The sequence below is a fragment of the Mycoplasmoides fastidiosum genome, assembly GCF_024498275.1.
Classification (GTDB): domain Bacteria; phylum Bacillota_I; class Bacilli_A; order Mycoplasmatales; family Mycoplasmoidaceae; genus Mycoplasma_N; species Mycoplasma_N fastidiosum.
Genome location: NZ_CP101809.1, coordinates 503,063 through 523,934 on the forward strand (window position 1 = coordinate 503,063; position 20,872 = coordinate 523,934).

The 20,872-nt window shown below is 34.5% G+C and carries 14 protein-coding genes; 13 read left to right on the top strand and 1 reads right to left on the bottom strand.

What is annotated here, in order from left to right; translation table 4 throughout:
* The first annotated feature begins 10 nt into the window (after nt 1-10).
* The 13 genes from NPA10_RS01525 (at nt 11) to ruvX (ending at nt 20,222) form a co-directional block, all read left to right on the top strand.
* A complete protein-coding gene (locus tag NPA10_RS01525; RefSeq protein ID WP_256547781.1) occupies nt 11-3,877 on the top strand; it encodes a DUF3713 domain-containing protein in 3,867 nt (1,288 codons plus the stop codon).
* A gap of 14 nt (nt 3,878-3,891) precedes the next feature.
* Entirely contained in the window at nt 3,892-7,836 is a 3,945-nt protein-coding gene (locus tag NPA10_RS01530; protein WP_256547782.1) for a DUF3713 domain-containing protein, read from the top strand.
* Nucleotides 7,836-8,285 carry an HIT domain-containing protein gene (locus NPA10_RS01535; RefSeq protein ID WP_256547783.1) on the top strand — a complete coding sequence of 150 codons (450 nt, stop codon included), beginning with the start codon at nt 7,836-7,838 and terminating at the stop codon, nt 8,283-8,285. Before NPA10_RS01530 ends, NPA10_RS01535 begins: the two co-directional genes overlap by 1 nt.
* A gap of 145 nt (nt 8,286-8,430) precedes the next feature.
* Entirely contained in the window at nt 8,431-8,676 is a 246-nt protein-coding gene (gene secG / locus NPA10_RS01540) for a preprotein translocase subunit SecG (RefSeq protein ID WP_256547784.1), read from the top strand.
* A 92-nt stretch (nt 8,677-8,768) separates the two neighbouring features.
* Entirely contained in the window at nt 8,769-11,270 is a 2,502-nt protein-coding gene (gene rnr / locus NPA10_RS01545) for a ribonuclease R (protein WP_256547785.1), read from the top strand.
* Between the two features lie 26 nt (nt 11,271-11,296).
* Nucleotides 11,297-11,752, top strand: a complete 456-nt coding sequence (gene smpB / locus NPA10_RS01550) for an SsrA-binding protein SmpB (protein WP_307291997.1) — start codon at nt 11,297-11,299, stop codon at nt 11,750-11,752.
* Nucleotides 11,753-11,883: 131 nt separating this feature from the next.
* Nucleotides 11,884-12,810, top strand: coding sequence for an aldo/keto reductase (locus NPA10_RS01555; protein WP_256547786.1), 927 nt, complete (start codon nt 11,884-11,886; stop codon nt 12,808-12,810).
* 67 nt (nt 12,811-12,877) lie between these two features.
* A complete protein-coding gene (locus NPA10_RS01560) occupies nt 12,878-13,855 on the top strand; it encodes an aldo/keto reductase (RefSeq protein ID WP_256547787.1) in 978 nt (325 codons plus the stop codon).
* A 291-nt stretch (nt 13,856-14,146) separates the two neighbouring features.
* A complete protein-coding gene (locus NPA10_RS01565) occupies nt 14,147-15,238 on the top strand; it encodes an aminopeptidase P family protein (protein WP_256547788.1) in 1,092 nt (363 codons plus the stop codon).
* 9 nt (nt 15,239-15,247) lie between these two features.
* Nucleotides 15,248-16,450 (top strand): aminotransferase class V-fold PLP-dependent enzyme, encoded by a 1,203-nt coding sequence (locus NPA10_RS01570; RefSeq protein WP_256547789.1) that lies wholly within the window; start codon nt 15,248-15,250, stop codon nt 16,448-16,450.
* Nucleotides 16,451-16,725: 275 nt separating this feature from the next.
* Nucleotides 16,726-17,910 (top strand): elongation factor Tu, encoded by a 1,185-nt coding sequence (gene tuf / locus NPA10_RS01575; protein ID WP_256547790.1) that lies wholly within the window; start codon nt 16,726-16,728, stop codon nt 17,908-17,910.
* A 252-nt stretch (nt 17,911-18,162) separates the two neighbouring features.
* A complete protein-coding gene (locus NPA10_RS01580; protein WP_256547791.1) occupies nt 18,163-19,617 on the top strand; it encodes an FAD-dependent oxidoreductase in 1,455 nt (484 codons plus the stop codon).
* Nucleotides 19,618-19,769: 152 nt separating this feature from the next.
* Nucleotides 19,770-20,222, top strand: a complete 453-nt coding sequence (gene ruvX, locus NPA10_RS01585; protein WP_256547792.1) for a Holliday junction resolvase RuvX — start codon at nt 19,770-19,772, stop codon at nt 20,220-20,222.
* 23 nt (nt 20,223-20,245) lie between these two features.
* Here ruvX and NPA10_RS01590 read toward each other — a convergent pair whose 3' ends face one another.
* A complete protein-coding gene (locus tag NPA10_RS01590; protein ID WP_256547793.1) occupies nt 20,246-20,863 on the bottom strand; it encodes a hypothetical protein in 618 nt (205 codons plus the stop codon).
* Between the last annotated feature and the right edge of the window lie 9 nt (nt 20,864-20,872).

Here is a 20,872-nt window from a genome sequence, read left to right on the forward strand (position 1 = left end):
GAGGTAATTAATGTCCAAATTTTTTAAGTCCAAAAAAACTAATAATCGCATTAAAGTTAAAGGAAGTCTATTTTTCTTAGGCTTTAGTGTTTTAGTTTCCGCTTGTGCTCCAATTTTTCAACAACAAGCTGCTGTTGCTGAAACACCTAAAGTTGAAAAAGTTAATGATAGTGTGATTGCAAGAATTAATGGTCAGGATTATACATTAACACAAGCAACTCACGACTTCATGAAAACGGTCACTGGTGCTAAAAATTTTGTTAAGAGTTTTAATGATTTATTAATTTACAATTTCTACAACTCTCTACTTTATTTAAGTGAAAACGCTACTCCTGATGCTTCATTTGTTGCTAACAAATTTTTAGGACAATTAAGTTCGATTAACACCGAAGTTAATAACGAATATGCTGATCTAGAAAAAAAGGCTTTAGAAACCCATCCTAATGACACTTCAGCCCAAATTGATTACAAACAAGCTAGTTTAGATAGTAATGGGGGGGATTTAATTCGTTACCGCAAATTTAAATCTCTAGCAAAATTGCGCACTAATTTCATTGCTAGTTTATTAGATGATAATTACTTAAACTACAGTGGGAATAATTTTATTGATCGTGATACTTTGGACAATCCAACCAATTGAGTTAATTTAAAGTTCAAAAATAATAGTTTAGTTGATCCATTAGCCCAAATTATTGCGGAATTTCAAGATTTCTTATTTGAAGACTGGTACAAATACACTCAACCTGTACCAGTTGTTACTGTATCTTGGAATTATGCAGGAGCTGATTTGAAAGCTTCTAATGGGTTGCCAATTTTAGAATCAATTTATGATAAGGAAAAATTATTGCTGCAAGGAATTAGTTTGCCTTCTGCACCAAATTACAATTATCCGGCTTTTGATGATGTATCCCAATCAGCCACTAACACTGGTGCTAAATTTAAAAACTTTGTTACTAACATTAATACTTTAATTAATTCTAATGCCATTGTTTCTCCGGTGACTAATTTAAGTGATGTAACCGATAATACTTATCAAATGCAAAGTTTAACTGATTTAGGCGCAGCATCTAACAGTTCCCAACGAAATGCAGCAATTTTACAACTTTATAATTCCAATTCTAAAATTAAACAAAGTGTAGTTAATGGTGTTGCAAGTAATTCATTGACTGGAGATAATATTCTAAAGAACTTTTTAGGATATAACGGAACTGCTTCGTCTATGACTGGTATTAGTATTGATGGTTCCACCATTTTTAAAGCTAATACGGCTTTGACAAATAGCAGTACCACTAACAATTTTCCAACTAAAGTTTATGATTTAATTCAGATAACCGATTCTACAACTAGTTCCAACATTAATAACAAATGAATTTTGTATAAAGATGATACTGGAGTTCATGCAGTTGCAATTGATGGCATTGGCAAATACGATACTGATACAGCTTATCTGAAAAAATTAATTTTATGAAGAAGCATGCGCTTCAAAAATAATATCAGCACAACCACTGGTGCTAGTTTTGATTTATTTGCTACTTTAAAATCTTATTTAGAAACTAATTTTGATGCAATTATGCTGCGTTATTTGCGTCAAAATTTTGCTATTGCCAACACCCAACAAATTAATCAAATTTTACGCACTGGTAATCTCAATATTTTAACTGCGACTGCATCTGTGAATAACACCAATGTTTTCAATGGTCAATTAAATGCAACAGCTAATTTATTTTTTAATGGTACTTATAATCCCTTTTGACATAATGAACATGTTCGTAGTTCTAAAACCAAATTAGCAGAACTATTAGAAACCGCATCTGATTTTTTAAATGCTTCATTTTTTGCAAATAAATTATTTAGCTTACGTCAAAAATTAACCGCAAGTTATAGCGGATTAGTTACATCAGAACCATTTACTAAGAGTTCTTCTAATTATTTTTCTAATTTACGCAATGGTCTAGCTGCTAATCTGCCGTTTAAAATTGCAGCAGATTATACTAAAGATCCAACTGATTACACCAAATTTAGTGCTACAAATGCTAATGATGGTGGCTATACCGATTTAGAAAAAGTTTATTTCAATACAAAACAAAAAAAAAATCCTGATGATGCTTACAAAGACTTTTTAACACCGGGTAAAATTCAGTCAACTTACCAAGCATATTTAGCTAAATTAGCGGAATATTTTCGAGTTAATACTTTTAATTTAAATTTTGAATATGCTTCTGAAGAAGCGCGCCGTTTATCACGTTTCTTGCATTTTGCTGCTGATCCTAGTGTGGAACATGGTCGGTTATTATTGACTGATATTGATCATGAATTAATGGAATTAACTAAAAATTCAGCGGATCAACAAAATGGAATTGGTAACATTATCCAGCAAAAACTTTATGCCCAAAACGGGATTGATCATTATTTTGATTTTCAAACTAACAGCATTAAAGTTGCAACTACTAATCCAGGTTTATGAAATTTTAGTGAAACCTTTAAAACCTCTTTTGAGAATAATTTTTATTTATCAAAAGTTGGTGAAGATTTTACTAAAGCTCCAGTAAAACAAGTTTTTGGTGGTTATAAAATTAGTGAAAACCGCAGTGGTTACAATAAATTATTAGCTAATTTGTGATACCAAAAATATTATTTAAACAGCACTAGTGGTTATGATTTATTAGGTGTGGACTTATTAAATGAATACCAATTTTTCCTAACTTTAAACTGGTTAATTCGGGATAATTTTGCTAACTTCCGGGAGTATTTAGCTGATTATATTGGGTTTAACGGAATTGCTGGTTTTGTTTGACAAAACGAAAACCGACGTTCAGCAACCTTAAACTGAACTTTTGGAAATCAAGCGTTTTCAGCAACTAATTCTAATGATTACAAGTTCTCTGAAAATCCAAGCAATATTATTAACACTCCATACATTAATAAAGATAAAAGTTTTAGTCAAGTAACTAATTTCAATTTAGATCAAAACAACTGAAGTTTTGCGAAAATTGGTAATTTTGATGCGGTTGGTTTCAAAGGATTATTAAAAACAAGTGATGCGGTAGCTAAAACCAATACAGTTGTTGGTCCGTTACTGTTCCAAGATTTTGAACTAGCTCGGAACACAACAACTAGTCAAGGTCAGTTATATAACTGGGGTAATTTTGAAAACTTAGTAAACAGCATTACACACATTAAAACTTTTGCTGAATTAAATAGTATTGTTGGCTCTTTATCTAAAGCTTATCCAAATATTTCATTTGATAATGTTAACCGACCAACAGTATTAAGTCCACTACCTGGATCTAAACCAATCAGATTAACTTTAACCGAAAAAGTCACTGCTTTATTAAATATTGTTTATGGTTACAGTTATACTTATCGGGATGATAGTGAACAAATCTTTGAAGAATCTGTGCAGCGAATCTATAGAACTCGACCGACCGAACGGAATCATTGTGATAATGATCAATTAGCAACTGATTCATGTGCTTGAAACGGCGATGGAACTGGTCGAATTACTGATGATGCATTTTTAGCATTTGGTGGTTCCATCAAAAATGGCACACCTAATTCTTTAGCGCCGTATGCGATTTCTAACACCGCATCTAATTTCACTACATATGTGGCTTATATGCAACAAATTAATTTTCAAGACGTTTTATCAACCGAAAATTTCGGTCGCTTCATGTCCCAAATTTCAAGTGATGTGTTTATGCAAACCTTGTTAAATACCGCGAAATTAACAGATGTGCAAGCTAAAGCGAAATTTGACTTCTTAAACCGTAACAACTTCCAAAAAGTAGTTGTCTATGATCAAGCATTACGCAATTCTTTAGGAATGCAATGATCTGTGGTAAAAGCCCAAGTAAGTAATGAAGAACAAACTAATTAAAAAGGATTAAGATCATGAATTTATTGAAAAAAATTGCTTTAAAAAATCAAATTCGTAAAATTCGGTGACTAAGTATCCTGGGAACTAGTGCTGTTATTTTAAGTGCTTGTGCAAAAACATCATCTGATGCAATTAATGATCAGTATAACAATACACCTGCATTAGCAACCAATTTTCATCTAACCAACTTACAACAAAATAATTTAGTAAGTACCATCTTAAATTCAGATCTAATTTTTGCACAAACTAAATTAAACGAAGCGGTTGCTAACCGTTTGAAATTTCAATGAGCTCAAGATTTTATTGCTGATAAAACAGTTGATAAAGGAAGTGAATTATTTAAAACCCAAGAAGCAATTGAAGCAATTGTTAAACAAGGCCAAACTAGTTATGATGAGTCATTAAATAGTTTTAGTTCTAGTGGTGATAGTGACTGACAAAAATTATTTCAACGCCAACTAAACCCGTTCGGAGGCACTAAAGAGGGTTGAAAAATTCATCACGTTGGTCCAGAACTAAATGATCGATTGGTTGAAGCCATTTTTCAAAAATTATTTTTCAGTTACCAACGCAAAACTTCTAATGGTGAAGTTTTTTTCACTAATAATGCTTTAGAAAACGAGATTAATAACCCTTCTTTTTATTCTAATTTTGTTTTCACTCCAAGTAATGATGACTTACGCATTGGGAATGAAAAATACCAAAAAATGTTTGCTAATTTTCAGGCCTTTGTTTTTAATTATTGGTTTGATCAAGAACGTCCTTTCATTGGTTGAAACGTGGAATGGAAATATGGTACTTCAGTTATTAATAGTTTAGCCAATATTTACAATACTAACCGGTTAGGTGAAAATGATGTGACTTTACCAACTGAACCAAATTATAACTTTCCGTCTTTTGATATTGGTGATAACAGCACTAGTGTTGGAACACTAGCGACCTTTAACCGGTGACAAACTGGAGTGAAAGGTAATTCCTTAATTAATACCCAGAACGGGGATATTAATTTACAAAGTGTTTTCAACGATGGAACTAATACTTCACCAGAACTAACTTCTTGAAAAATTTATACCAAAAATGATCTTGCTCGAACCGAAGATGGTTATTTATCTTCAGCTTTAGCCCATCAGTACAATAAATTATTTACTGGCACAAATGGGTTAGTAAATGAAATTGATTTATCCAATTCAAATGCGTGAACTGATGAACAAATGGGCGATCCCTTAAATGTTTTTTTAGATCAAGTAACTGATACCAAAAGCACCATAATTAATGGTACAACTCCAGTAAAAGCGGGAATTAAGGTTAATAATGCGGTTTTGTTCAACCAAAACAACACTAAATTTAAGGATAAAAACTTTTCTTATCCTTTAAGAGATATTAAAACTACTAGTTCATCTAAAACTTTATCGAACTGAACCCTAGCTCGTACTAAAACCGGAATTAGTGCTTTAGCAGTGGATGGTACAACCCGAATTAATGAAGCAACAAGTCTGGCTGATAAATTAGCCCGAATCAAAGAAAACATTTTATGACGGCAAGCATTATTTAGTTTGAATCCCCGTCGTAATAATCGGGTTATTAACATTGATTTGCTAAAAGTTTTAAAAGATTATGCTAAAGCTAATTTCAATGATTTAATTGTTGCTTATGCGCGCGCCTTACAAACCCCTGAAACCCTGAAAAAATTAACTAATGATACTTATTTTTTCACTGCTGAACAAAATTTTTTACTGAATAATAACCAGCAATTATTTGATTTAACAATTGCTTTAGAAGATCTAAAACGCACTGTTAATAACCAACGAACTTTAGTAAATTTCCGAAACTCATTAGCTCAAACAGTTTCTGGTTTAGCTAATAAACAATTTGTTAAAGTAAACGATAAATATTATGCGCCATATGCCAATGGTTTAGCAACTCCTTTAGGTTTCAAACGAAATTTAAATACCACAACAGATGATCCGGTTTTCAATCCTGGATCAACTGCAGATACAACTACTTTTAGTAATAATGGTGATTATCCTGAAGTTACTAAATTCTTTTCGTCTGACCAAATTAATAATCAAGTAGCTGATTTCAAATTAAACCAAATTTTAACTAAAACCAATGATGCCAAAACCAAAATGGACGCATGGGTACAAACACTAACTAATTCAAATGACAACCTAATTTCTAACAAAGATTTATTTCATTTAAATAGTTTGGAGTTTAATTACCTATTTCAAGCTCTTTTAACCACTGGCCCCACTGGGGCTGGTGATGGAGTTGGTAATTATCTAAAAGGCGCTTATTTAGCTAACGAAATTAATTTTGATTACCGCAAAAATAGCATTGATTATAATTTTGGCCGCACTTCATTAACAACTGATTTTGGTAAGAGTGCAACTGATCTGAAAAAATCAGTGCTAGATGCAGTTGCTGAAGTTTTTTATTCTGAAGTTTATTTGGGTGTTGCTCAAAATATTAATAACGGTCGTGACTTTATTGGTGGTTATAAAATTGATACTTCTAATTCCACCAGCAATGTAACCAGTTACACTAACAAATTAATTTCTTACTGAAACCAAATCTTATATTCTTTCAGTAACTTAGGTCAGAGCTTGGGCGACCAGTTCATGTCCCGTTATGTTACTTTTTTATATACTTTAGATTGGTTGTTAAAAGACAACTATACTAATTTATTAAATTACTTGCAAAACCAAATTGGGTTCAATAGTTATGGCGCCATTGTTTGGGCCCAAGAACATACTTTAAACCAAGCCCCAAACACGGGTGAAGCAACTGTTACTAATAACAATACGCATTTAAAATCTTTTGATCAAGATTTTAAATTTGTACCAAACCCTAATAACGTTTTATCTTCTCCATACTTTAGTTATGAATTAGCAGCTCCAACATCTGTTACTACTAACAATAGTTTGTTTAATTATGTTGGTGCTGAAGCAATTACTACTGATAAATATACTTCTGATAATACTGGTCAGAAAAAACGTTTAAGTGGTTTTTATGGTTTAGCTTTACAAAATGAAAGTTTGCCTAATGCCATTCCTGAAGTGGTGAAAAATTCGATCTTCACTAATTTTGCTGAATCTAATCCAGATGGCAATAAAAGTATTTTTGATTTAGGATCTACCCAACAAGTTTTATCCCGTGGTAAATTGTTTGGTTCTGCAATTTTAAATGATTCTGCTGAGTTTGATTTACAAAAAACTTTAGATTACATTTTAGATTCTGTGCGTAATGTTAAAACCTTCCGGGCGTTTAACACAGTTGGTCAAGAATTAGCTAATCTCTTCCCAAAAATCACCGCAAGCATTAACAGTGTTATTTCCCAAAATAGTGTCAATCAATTAGAACCAGCTAAGGGTGAAGATGAGACAGTTATTCCCAACCAATTTGTTGCTTCACAAACCTTACCCCCATTACGGATTAATTTAAAACAAAAAATTCAAGCCATGATTAATGTTTTAAACGGAATGGAATATAACTTGGATCAAACTAATAATGACACTTTAAAAAGTTCATTTGATGCAATTTACAACCAGGAATTCAAACCTAATGAGTCATTTGCTTTATTTAATAAAAATGATTTAGAACGATTTATTGGGGTGTTACAAAATCCCCAAGCTGCCAGTTCTATTTTTCCAAACTTAAAATACTTCATTCCAACTGAAGTTAATGCACGAACTGGATATGTTGCTTATATAGTTCAAATTAATAATGAAGATGTGTCGAATGTCGATAAGTTCCGGGCTTTCATCAAACAAATTGGGTTTGATGCTTTCTTAAAAACGGTTGTGAATTTAGCTAAAGTCGATCGCATTCAAGGTTTAGCATTCGATAACTTTACAATTCGTCCCGAATTTGAAAAATTGGTTGTTCGTGATGAACGACTTGTTAATTTATTAGGATTAAACTGAGCTAGTTTATACCGATCAGAAACTGAGCAAAAATAATGAACCCAACCCACCACGATTCTAATTGTCTGTTTTGCAAATTAGTTAATCACGAAATTCCCAGTTATCAATTACTAGAATCCGAATTTGGTATTAGCATTCTGGATATTTTTCCAGCCGCACCAGGTCATGCTTTAGTTTTACCCAAACACCATTACCCCCATTTATTGGCAACACCTGATTCAGTTTTAGCTGATCTAACTTTGTTAGCTAAAAAAACAGCCCAAGTCTTAGCTGACACATTAGTTGACATTCAGGGGTTTAATTATGTGAGTAACCAAGCTGAAATTGCGGGTCAAACCATTTTTCATACCCACATTCATATTATCCCGAAATATCACCAAGCAACAGGGTATTTATTCCAACATCATCACGATCCAAAACAAACCATTGATATTCCAGGAATCCACCAACAGTTACTTGAAAAAATTAAGTCCTTGAAACCTTAATTAAAAATTCAAAATCTCCTGAAACACTAAATTTATTGGGGATAAAAAAACCAATCAAATTTATTTGTGATAAAATCAATTTTAATTTATGACCCCATTCATTCATGGGATGCATAAATTTAAGTTTACAACAAAAGTCTAAACCATGAGTACACTAGAAATCGTTATTTATGTAATTGCTGTGATTATCCTGATTATTGGGTTGTTATTATCCAATTCTGGTTCTACTGGAGGATTGGCAGCTTTATCCGGTCAGGATTTAGAAATTTTTAAAAAGACTAAAGATCGCGGTTCGATTAAAATTTTGCAAATTGTAATGTTTTCTTTGGTTTTTTTGTTGCTTATTATTGCGGTCGTCTATCGTATTGTCGTCGCAAGCCATGTCGGTTAAATCCGGATGGTTTCCCCCATTTATAAAAAGTAAAATAGTTCTACTGACTTTTTAAAGTAGAACTATTTTGTGCTATCTAACGAGTTGAAAAAATGCATTTCTCTAACAATAAAAACGGATCATCTCATAATTGATCTCGGTCTAATAATAATAGTAATAGACCCAATAAAAAGCCGTTCAAGTCTTTTAATTCCTCTCAATCTGGATCAACGCGCCATCGCTCAAGTTTTACGAACAATTCTGGTTTTAACCATCGTGAAGCTCGGGCGAATTCTTTTGTGTCAAATCGCTTCAAAAAAAACCAGTACGCCCGCCCTGATGAAGATAAACCAATTCCGATTAAAGATGAAAAATTAGAAGAACTGCTAAAAGCAGCGATCATTAAAGTTTTACGCGAAGATGAAATGGCGATGCCTTTATTTGTTTTAATCAACAAAACAATTCGTGAAGTAAAACGATCCCAGTATAAAGGTTTCATCGAAAAGGGTGAAATTATTTGGGTGATTAACAAACTAAAAGCTAATTCCACTGTTAACTGTAACATTCGTGAAAAATACTACTTGGAATACTTAGATTATCCAGTCTTAGCTAACACTGAAGCTGAAGGGGTGTTCAAAAGTAATTTACGGGGTAATTTTGGTCATGTAATTGTTAAAACTAAGGGCCAAGACCCAGTTAGTTATTATGTGCACAAACGCAATTTTCACCAAGCAATTGATGGTGATTTAGTTAAGTTTATTAAACTAGATACTTCTTCAGCTAAAAAGAAGATGAATTCAGAAGATGTGAAAATCATCGAGATCATTTCTCATCCTAAAGACCAGTATGTTGGTGAAGTAGTGATTGACAGTTCAATTGGCATTGAAGCCCAATCTTATTTTGCCAAACTCGATAATCCCAAAATTGCCCATCCAGTCAAAATCTTAAATCCCATTGGCATTGTGGAAGGACATAAAGTTTTATTAAAAATTGTTGATTTTAATCCCGAAAAAATGACCGGAGAAATTGTTAAAATTTTAGGCCATAAGAATGATGTTGGGGTTGATATTGAATCAATTGTTTATGATAACGGTGTCGAAATTAATTTTTCAGCTTTAGTAAATAAAGAAATTGATGCCATCGATCATTCTCTAACCCGATTCGAAAACCAATCCATGCGACAAGATTTAACTGATGTGGCTTTTGTAACAATTGACCCAGCGACTTCTAAAGACTTTGATGATGCCATTTTTGTTGCTAAAAAAGAAGATCACTATTTATTACGAGTGGCGATTGCTGATGTTACTTCGTATGTGCCATTCCGGTCAGCTTTAGATGAAGCAGCTGAAAACCGGGGAAGTTCGGTTTATTTGGTCAACTCAGTAATTCCGATGTTACCCCACTTATTATCAAATGATTTGTGTTCATTAAATCCTAATGTGAAACGTTGCGCTGTAGTTTGTGACATGAAACTGAATTTTGCAGGCGAAATTGATTTTAGTAGTGTGGATGTTTTTCCCGCATTAATTAAATCCCACCGGCGGTTTAGTTATGATGAGATCAATGCTTATTTCAAAAAAGAACAAACTTTAGATAATGAACTACCAGTTGTCAAAGCCAGCATTGACGCGGCTTATGAATTATTTTTCCAAATGGAAAAAGTGAAAAAAACCCGTGGTTACATTAATTTCTTTGCTTTGTTTGAACCAAAAATTTTGGTTGATGAAAATAACCATCCAACCCAAATTCAAATTTATCAAACATGACACGCCCAAAACATGATTGAAGATTTCATGGTGGCAGCAAATGAAGCAGTTACCGCATTTGCTAACAAACATGATGTACCTTTCATTTATCGGGTGCATGGTTTGCCCGCTTTGAAAAAAATGGAACGATTTAGTTTATTAGCTAAAAAACTAAACTTTAAAATTACCACCCAAATTAATGACCAAATGCACCCAGGTGATATTGCAAAATGAATTGAAGCTAATAAGGATAATCCTTATAACACTGTGATTCACATGCTGTTATTACGAACAATGGATAAAGCAGTTTATTCCCACAAAAATACTTACCACTTTGGTTTAGCTTCTAAACACTACACCCACTTTACCTCACCAATTCGGCGTTATCCGGACATGATTGTTCACCGGTTATTCTGAATGTACTGTTTTGATCGCAACAGTTACACCGATCATGACCGCGCCTTTTTGAAAAACCGGCTAGAAGAACTAAGTCTGAAAAGTTCAGAAGCAGAAGTCCGAGCAGTTAAAACCGAACGTGATGTTAATGCTTACAAATTTGCGGAGTACATGCAGCAATTTGTGGGCAATGAATTTGAAGCGACTGTCATTGAAGTTAATCCTAAAGGATGTTATGTCCAATTAGATAATTTAATTCAGGGTTTTGCCCCAATGGCGTTGACAAAGTTTGATTTCTTCCGCTTTGACCCAATTAGTGAACGATTAGTTGGCCAAAATTCCCACACTCCCCTTGATTTATGTACCACAGTTTTAGTGAAAGTACATAAAGTTGATTTACAACTGGCTAGCATTGATTTTGAAATTATTGATGTACTGAAGCAACCAAAATCACCTGCTAAAAATTCTGATTAATTTATGGAATCACGTTTGTTGAATCAGTGATTCATGATCAAGTCTCCATGAAAGTTTTAGTTCAAAATAAAAAAGCTAATTTTAATTACACCCTGCACCAAACTTATGAAGCAGGGATTGTTCTAACCGGTACAGAAGTTAAAAGTCTGGTCCAATCCCAAGCTAGTTTGGATCAAGCTTATGTTTTAATTAAAAGCGGTGAAGTTTGGGTGTTTGGACTGCACATTAGCCCGTATGATCATGGTAACATTTTTAATGTTGACCCGATTCGCACCCGTAAACTACTTTTACATAGAAAAGAAATTTTAAAGCTGAACTTATTGATGAAACAAGAAAAATATGTTCTGGTGCCGGTGAAAATTTATTTAAAAACTAACAAAATTAAACTAAGTTTTGCCACAGCTAAACCCAAAAAGTTGTATGATAAGCGTGAAGATTTGAAACTAAAAACGCTCAAACGTGAACAACAAAAACGGATTTAGTTGCAATTAGGGCCATTATTTTTTGGTGACAAAATTATCACGAAAATTAGTTAGTTTTGAATTTTGAAGAATTAAAATTAAAGCATAACCTTTGTTAAGTTGTCTTTTAATAAAAAATGAGGAACTTAGGTATGAAAAAACGATCCAAACCCCGTTTGGGATATGGGACGTATTTAACCAACACCGTCAACCTTTTAGACTGATCTGGAATCATGTTTCACATTTGAAAGGGTAAATATGATTTCATTGATACTGCCAAATATTATGAAAACGAAACTGCAGTAGGAATTGTTTTAGCCCAAACCAAACAAATTGTGGGCGATGATTTTAAAATTGATGTTCAAACTAAAATCAATCCCGAACATTATCGTGATGTCCGCGCAGCTGTATTAGATTCAAAAAGAAAACTATTGCGTCCGAAAATTGAATCAGTTTTATTGCATTGACCTAGTGGTAATTTTGCTTTAGATTTAGCAGCTTGAACCGAATTGATTCAATTGCAAAAAGAAGGAATAATTGATTCAATTGGTGTTTCCAATTATTCTCCCCACATGTTGCGGTTTTTTGAGCCGGTTACTGGGGTTAAACCAGCAATTAACCAAGTCCAGTATAGTGTGCATAACCGTGATTATGATTATCAAGCAGTTCTTGATATGGGTATTCAAGTGCAAGCTTGACGTCCATTAACTGAAAACATCCGTAAATTACAAGCTGATTCACTAGTTGAAGAAATTGCTTTAAATCATTTAACTAACCAACCCGCAGTTGCCATTGGGTTTGTTAAAGCTTTAGGGATGGATGTGGTTGTTAAATCCGCTAATCCCGATCGGGTTAAAGCAAATGCTGATGCTTTTCACGATCTGAAATTATCACCAGAAGAAATCAAATTATTGCAAACTAAAGCCAAACATCAAGAAAATGATGTTTTCTGAGTTGATTTTACCGAACCTTTTAATGATGCAACCATTGCCAAATTAAAAGCGGAGGTACACAAAATTTTAACAACTCCTAAAATTCCCCCAATTCCCAAAAAACCCCGCCCGAAAAAAGGGTGATAACAAACTGTTGTTGTTAACAAGAAAACACTAAAAATTAAGCAAATAAAAAATTATTTAACAATTAAAAATGAATATTCAAAATCAATCCGGATTATTAGGATTTGGCACTTACCAAATGCAAGAAGACAGCCTTGAGAAATGAGTCGAGATCATTGAAACGGCTTATCAAAGTAAATATGCTTACATTGATACAGCGAAATATTATAAAAACGAAGCCATGATCGGCCAAGCTTTGGAATTATTGCGGACCAAATATGGCCCCGACTTTCATTTTCCTGTCCAAACTAAAATTTGACCAGGCAATTATCCCAAAGCGCGCGCAGCTGTTTTAGACTCCTTAAAAAAACTGCGTCTTGAACAATTGGATTCGGTTTTATTACATTGGCCCAGTCCTAATTTTGCCCAAGATTTAGTGGCTTGAGAAGCCTTAATTCAATTACAAAAAGAAGGATTGATCAAATCAATTGGGGTTTCGAATTACCCAGTAGCCATGTTGGGTTTTTTTGCCAAAATCACCGGAGTAATGCCAGCAACTAACCAGTTGCAATACAGTTTGTATAACCAGGAATATGATTTACAGGCCTTTAAAAACCTTAATGTACACGTGCAGGCTTGACGTCCTTTAACTGATTCATTAACTCAGCTTCACCAGGACAGTTTAGTTAACGTGATGGCTCAAAAATACAAAACTACCCCGCCCGGAATTGCTTTAGCTTTTGTGAAAGCCCAAAATGTTGATGTCATCGTTAAATCAGTGAATCCGCACCGGATTAAAGCAAATGCTGAGGCGTATTTTAATGTGAATTTAGCAACTGAAGACTTAGAAGAATTAGTTACTACAGCAGTTCAAAAACCGAACCGGTTTTTTTGAACCCCTTATTTACAACCATTAGGACCAACTGCTGAACAACAGTTGTTAAGCCAAATGACGCATTTGCAAAAATGTAACAACAGCTGAACCCACTGGTTGCGTTATCCAATTTACTGATCCCAAATTGCCATTGCTGCTACTGGGATTCACCGCAATAAAACAACCAAAAAGTAATTAATTTTTGCAGCTAATGAAAACCACTAAAATTTATTGATTTCGATCAATAAATTTTTTTTGTTTTTTTTGGGATCAAAAAAATTCATGCACGGATTTGCACCAAACTGATTAAGTTTGATAAAACAAACACTTAACTAATTGTTGGCACTTAATTATGCTGCCTAATAAAAAGGTTGGTTGGACATCTAAAAAACTTGTAAAAATGCGGTGAACTAATTTAATTGAATTATAATTATTCGCAATTAACCAAACAACCAATTGAAGAAGAAAAATTGTAAGCAAGTGACTATGCTAAACCTAAATAATTTCCAAAAATCCCGGAAGATTCTGGTCAACGAAATTAATAAAAACCAAGCTGATGCTTTGATTATTAATTCCGCCCAAAACCGGTCTTGACTATTAAATTTCCAATCTAGTGATGGGTTTGTGATTGTCCAAAAAGAAGGCCAAATTACGTTTTTAATTGATGGTCGTTACCACTCAAAAGCCCATGAGCAACTAAGTGCGCATATTGATGTACGGTTGTTCCGCTCTTTTAAAGACTTAGAAGATTTTTTTAACGAACACAAAATTAAAACAATTTTAATTGAAGACAGTTACACAAACGTTGCGTTATTCAAAAGATTAGAAGCAATCACTTTTGAAATTAAATTATTCTCCGCAATGGGAGTGCGAATTAATAAATACGAAAGTGAAATTAATGCCTTAATTCGTGCTGCTGATATTGCTGTAGAAACCACCACTTTTTTACAACAAACAGTCGTCCCTGGAATGAGTGAATTAGCAGTGGCCCAAATGGCAACGATTAAAATGTTAGAATTGGGCGGTGAAAAAAATTCATTTGATCCAATTGTGGCTTCAGGAATTAACGGGGCTAATCCGCACCACCATCCAACCCAACGCATTTTAGAAGAAAACGAATTAGTTACTTTAGATTTAGGTTGTGTTTATCACGGATTTTGTTCTGATATGACCCGCACTTGGGCCGTTGCTAACACTAAACTTCCTGAAGCTTTAGAAAAAATGCACGAAGCGGTTCTAACTGCTCAAGATTTAGGCTTAGCTGCTTCTGTAGCTCATAATTCGACAAACGAAGTTGACGCAGCTTGCCGGAAACATTTAAAAGCTAAGGGCTATGGCGAATATTTTGTGCACTCCACAGGTCATGGAGTGGGTTTAGATGTCCATGAATTACCTAATGTTACTTCTAATCCCCAGTTAAACACCCGACTAACTAATGGCATGGTGATTACGGTTGAACCAGGGGTATATGTTCCAGGAATTGGGGGCTTACGGATTGAAGATACTTTAGTGATTCGGGATCAAGATCCGTTAGTTTTAAATGCTAAAGCAGATAAACGCGCTTATTTTGATCGTTAATTCTTAACTGTGAAACTTGCCCTTACTCCCGCAGAAATCACTGCTTTAGTTGCTCGCATTGATGCAATTAAACAAAAGTTTGGTTATTATGGTGCAACCGATTCGGTTTGTTATTTGGACAACGCGGCCACCAGTTTTAAACCCCCCATTTTTTTAAATGCTTTAAATCAAAATTTGGATTTTAGTAACTTAACTGAAATTCAACAAAAATTTCACCGCTGCGCAACTTTGTGAGCGCGGTGTTTTAACGTTGGTCCTGAGCAAGTGCTTTATACCAACTCAGCAACTTACAGCTTAAATTTATTAGCTTATTTTTTAGAAGACCAACTCCAACCAGGTGATGAAATTTTAGTGAATCACCACGAGCACATTGCTAATTTGTATCCGTGACAAGAATTAGCAAAACGCAAAAATTTAAACCTTAATTACATTCCTGCTAACCAATTTTTAACAGAAGAATTGATTTTAGCAATGATTACCCCACAAACAAAAATTATTCCGATTCACAATTTTTCTAATGTCACCAGTTGAAAAATTGATGTCACCAGTTTAGCCCGTAAAATTAAAGCAATCCGTCCTGATATTATTTTAGTTGTTGATGCCACCCAGTTTTTACAACACTACAGCATTGATTTAGCTAACAGTGAAATTGATTTTTTAGCTGGTAGCATGCATAAAGTTTATGGCGGGTTTGGGGTTGGGTTTTTATACGCTCATCCCAAGTATTTAACCGAATTACATACTAGTCGAGTTAGTGGGTGGTTTTTAAGTACGACTAATTTTATTACCAACTACCAAACTTTAGATCTGAATAATTTTTTAGCAATGGAACAGTTTCTAGAATTATGATCTGATCCTGCAACTTTAGCAGCAATTGATCAGTACGAAACTTTTTTAGCTGAGTATTTCATTGCCCATTTTCCCAAAACAAACCACGGATTTACAATTAAAAACCTTGATCACCCAGCCCTAAAATACATTGTGCTAAGTCACAATAAATTTATGGGACCAGACTTGCAACGTTATTTCAGTCACCATAAAATCATTATTGCTTCAGGGGTTAATTGTGCTAAATTTTCCAATTTAATTTATGCGACCCGGAATTTAATGCGGGTTTCGTTTTGTTTCATTAATACAATTGCTGATTTGGATTATTTATTAGCTAAAATTGGGGCTTTTAGTGAAGATCAATTACTGTTCGAATGAGCCTAATTTTGTGGGTGAATAAACAAAAAAACTTGAATTTTACTTTATAATGTTTAAAGAATTGATTTAAAAACCACGACACCAAATTTCTAGAAAGTGGTGTGGTTTTTTATTGATAAAAATTAATTCAACCTGCAGTTTGAATGTAATCCAGAGATAACAAACGCAACTATCACTTAACGAGATTACGCTTTCCTAAATGGCTTAAATGTAGGGAATCAAACAAATTTTAATAATTATTAAATTTATACATATATTTAAGGAATCAATATTTATCGATTATGGCAAAAAAGAAGTTTGATCGTTCCAAAGACCATGTTAATATTGGAACTATTGGCCACATTGACCATGGTAAAACAACCCTAACAGCTGCGATTTGTACTTATTCAGCAAACAAGGGGTTAGGTGAAATTCGCGACTACGCTTCCATTGACAACGCGCCAGAAGAACGAGCGCGGGGAATTACTATTAACACCACTCACGTTGAATACGAAACCGCTAACCGTCACTACGCGCACGTTGACTGTCCAGGTCATGCTGACTACGTGAAAAACATGATTACTGGAGCAGCCCAAATGGATGGAGCAATTTTAGTTGTTTCAGCAACTGATGGCCCGATGCCCCAAACCCGAGAACACATTTTATTAGCTCGCCAAGTTGGAGTGCCAAAAATGGTAGTTTTCATGAACAAATGTGATATGGCATCTGATCCAGAAATGCAAGACTTAGTGGAAATGGAAGTCCGTGATTTATTATCATCTTATGGTTTTGATGGCGAAAATACTCCAGTGATCCGTGGTTCTGCTTTAAAAGCCCTAGAAGGCGACCAACAATTCAATAATTCATTACAACAATTATTAGACGCTGTTGACTCTTATATTCCTTTACCAACTCGGGAAACTGAAAAACCATTCTTATTACCAGTTGAAGACGTTTTCACCATTACTGGTCGGGGAACTGTTGTAACTGGTCGTGCAGAACGGGGAACTTTAAAAGTTGGTGACGAGATTGAAATCGTGGGATTACGTGATACTCGTAAAGCAGTTGTTACCGGAATTGAAATGTTCCGTAAGCAATTAGACGAAGTATTAGCTGGTGATAACGCTGGGATTTTATTACGGGGAATCAACAAAGATGATGTTGAACGTGGTCAAGTATTAGCTAAACCAGGCTCAATTACTCCGCACAAAAAATTCAAAGCCCAAATTTATGCTTTGAAAAAAGAAGAAGGTGGCCGTCACACTCCGTTTGTGAAGGGTTATCGTCCCCAATTTTACTTCCGAACCACTGATGTGACCGGTAGCATTGAATTAGCACCAGGTTCAGAAATGATTATGCCAGGTGACAACGCGGAAATCGTAGTTGAATTAATCAGCAAAGTTGCTTTGGAAAAAGGTTCTAAATTCTCTATTCGTGAAGGTGGCCGAACTATCGGGGCTGGATCAGTAATTGAAGTTTTAGAATAGTTAGTCGTTTTAGTTTTAACAAAAAAATCCTCCCAATCTGCATTTGGGAGGATTTTTATTGTTTTCAAGCTTTAATTACCTAAAAAAGCAACTTAAATGCTGACAATTCTGTAAATTATTAGCTTAAAACCTTTATAATTAGGGTATTGTGAAATCAAGAACAAATCAATTTGGATTTGTTGATTTTGATTTGGGCTTGGGCTTCACTGATTTTTAAAACATGAAATTTTATTCATAAATAGGAAAGATTGAATGAATAACAAAATTGTTGTTGTCGGAGTAAACCATGCTGGTACTTCTGCGATTAAGACCTTACTAGTTGAAAATCCTAATTTGCAAGTTGTCGGAATTGAAAAAAATGATAATACCTCGTTTTTAGGCTGTGGCATTGCTTTAGCTGTGGGTGGGGTGGTTCAAGATCCAACTACTTTATTTTATTCCAACGCTGCTGAACTGGAAAGTTTAGGGGCTAAAATCCACATGAAACACCAAGTGGTTGAAGTTAATTACCAACAAAAATTTGTGGTTGTAAAAAACCTTGTTGATGATTCTACTTTTCAAGAAAGTTTTGACACTTTGATTTATGCGGGTGGTTCTTGACCAATCATTATGCCCTTCCACAAACCCGAATACAAAGGGATTAAATTATGTAAGAGCTATGCCCAAGCATTACAGTTAATTGAAGACGCTAAAACAAGTGACATTAAAAATGTGACTATTTTAGGAGCTGGTTATATTGGTATTGAATTAACCGAAGCTTTCGCACACGCGGGTGGGAAAAACGTGACTTTAATCGACATGGAAAACCGCATTATGCCGCGTTATTTTGACACTGAATTCACTGATCAAGTGGAAGAGAAAATGCGGGCTGAAGGAATCAATCTAGTGATGTCTTCTAAAGTGGTTGAATTACTTGTTGATAATGATAACAACGTTACAGGATTACGAGCTGAAAACTGTGAAACAAAAGCAATCACTGAAGTTCAAGCCGATTTAGTGATCTCTTGTGTTGGTTTCTTCCCCCAAACATCTTTGTTAACCAATGCTGTTCCTAACTTGTTATTATCTCGTAACAAAGCGATTGCTGTTAACCAATACGCCCAAGCTTTAGATACTAATCACCAACCAGTACCAGGAATTTATGTGATTGGGGATGCAGCAGCAGCTTATTATGCACCAACTAAAACCCATGAAAACGTGGCTTTAGCAACGAATGCGGTAAAACTAGGTGCAGTTGCTGCTTCTCACATTAATTCCCAACTAAACCCAGTTTTAGGCCAAATTAAATTAGAATCCATTGCGGGTTCAAATGCGATTTGTGTTTTTGATTTTGCGTATGCTTCTACGGGTTTATCCCATGAAGGCGCCAAACGTTTAGGTTTAGAAGTTGACAGCTTTTTCCATGAAGCCAATGATCGTTGTGAGTTTATGAATGTTTATGCTCCAGTGCGAATTAAATTAGTTTGAGAAAAAAATACCATGCGCTTACTAGGAGCCCAAATTGGTTCACCCCGTAAGGATTCTCACGCCGAATCCATTTTCGTTCTGGCTTTAGCAATTCAGAAAAACATGACCATTTTTGATTTATTAACCCTAGATTTCTTCTTCTTACCCCACTTAAACAAACCATTGAACTTTGTTTTATACTCTGCTATTCGGGCTTTAGGTCTGAAATTCCGTGACCATAATTATTTAACTAAACAATAATTGTTCGTTACAAGCATTTAATTTTTACATCATTATCATTGCACTGTTTCTTCATGTTTACTCATGAAGAAACAGTTTTTTTGTTATGATGAAAGCCAACTGGTTTTTCAAAAACTAGCTTTATAAAAATAATTAATCAAAAATAATTCTAGATGACACGCGTATTAGGTTTGGATGTGGGCGAGAAAAAAATTGGGGTGGCGATCACTGATTTGAACCAAACAATAATTACCCCTTTAGAAACAATCAGGCTTTCACGGTTTAATGGAAAGCAATTTTTTGCTCAACTTCAAAAAATTTTGCAAAATTACTGATCAGAAATTGGTGCAGTAGTCCTTGGAATGCCTTATAACACTGACCAGCAAACTTGTAGTTTTAGTGTTAAATATGTCAACCAATGCTACCGGATGTTACGGGCGTGAACGCCATGAACGGTGTTAACCCAGTCCGAAACTTATTCGACCCAGTGGAGCGAAGCTACTTTAAATGCTTGGGGTTATAAAACCAAAACAATTCAAGCCCGTTCAGACAGTTTTGCTGCGGCCAAAATTTTGGCTGATTATTTTGTTTCCCAAAACAAAAGATTAACAATTAGTTTGGTTTAAAAATTCGAAGAAAAAATCCTTGATTAAGTTTGAATCAAGGATTTTATTTTCTGGGGTTGAAAACTAATTCAGTAGAAGTTGTGAGCTGAATTTAAAAGTGTTTGAGTTTGAAATTGGTGTAAGCAATCATGGACTTCAGTTATTAAATAAGCGGGAATGGAATTGTTTAACAGCGATCATTGTACAATCTGGTTTAACCCTGGTGCCAAAAAATTAAGGCCTAATTGCTGGTTGGTTTTATGCAGTTGTTGTCAGTGCTGAAAATTAGTTAGGTGGGGAATGTGGGGTTGTCAATAAAAAATTTGCTGAATCTGGTTTTTTACCATGGTTAATAAAGCACCAAGGATAAAACTACTGCCTTCACACCATAAAATAATCTTGGTTAAACCCAATTCCGCCAGAACTTCGAGCACTAAATGCGCTAGCAGGGGATAAGTTCATTCTTGATTGGGATTAACTGGGCTAAAATTTAAGTGGTAAACGGGATGACCAGTGAACAATTCCAAGTTTAAGGTTTGTTGCTTCAGTAAACAAAATTCTGATAGCACAACAACAGGAAGATGAATTTGATCAGGTTGATGAATAATAATTTGACAAATTCAATCTTGGTATTGCTGGTGCAGAATTAAGGGTTTGGTCATGACGTAATT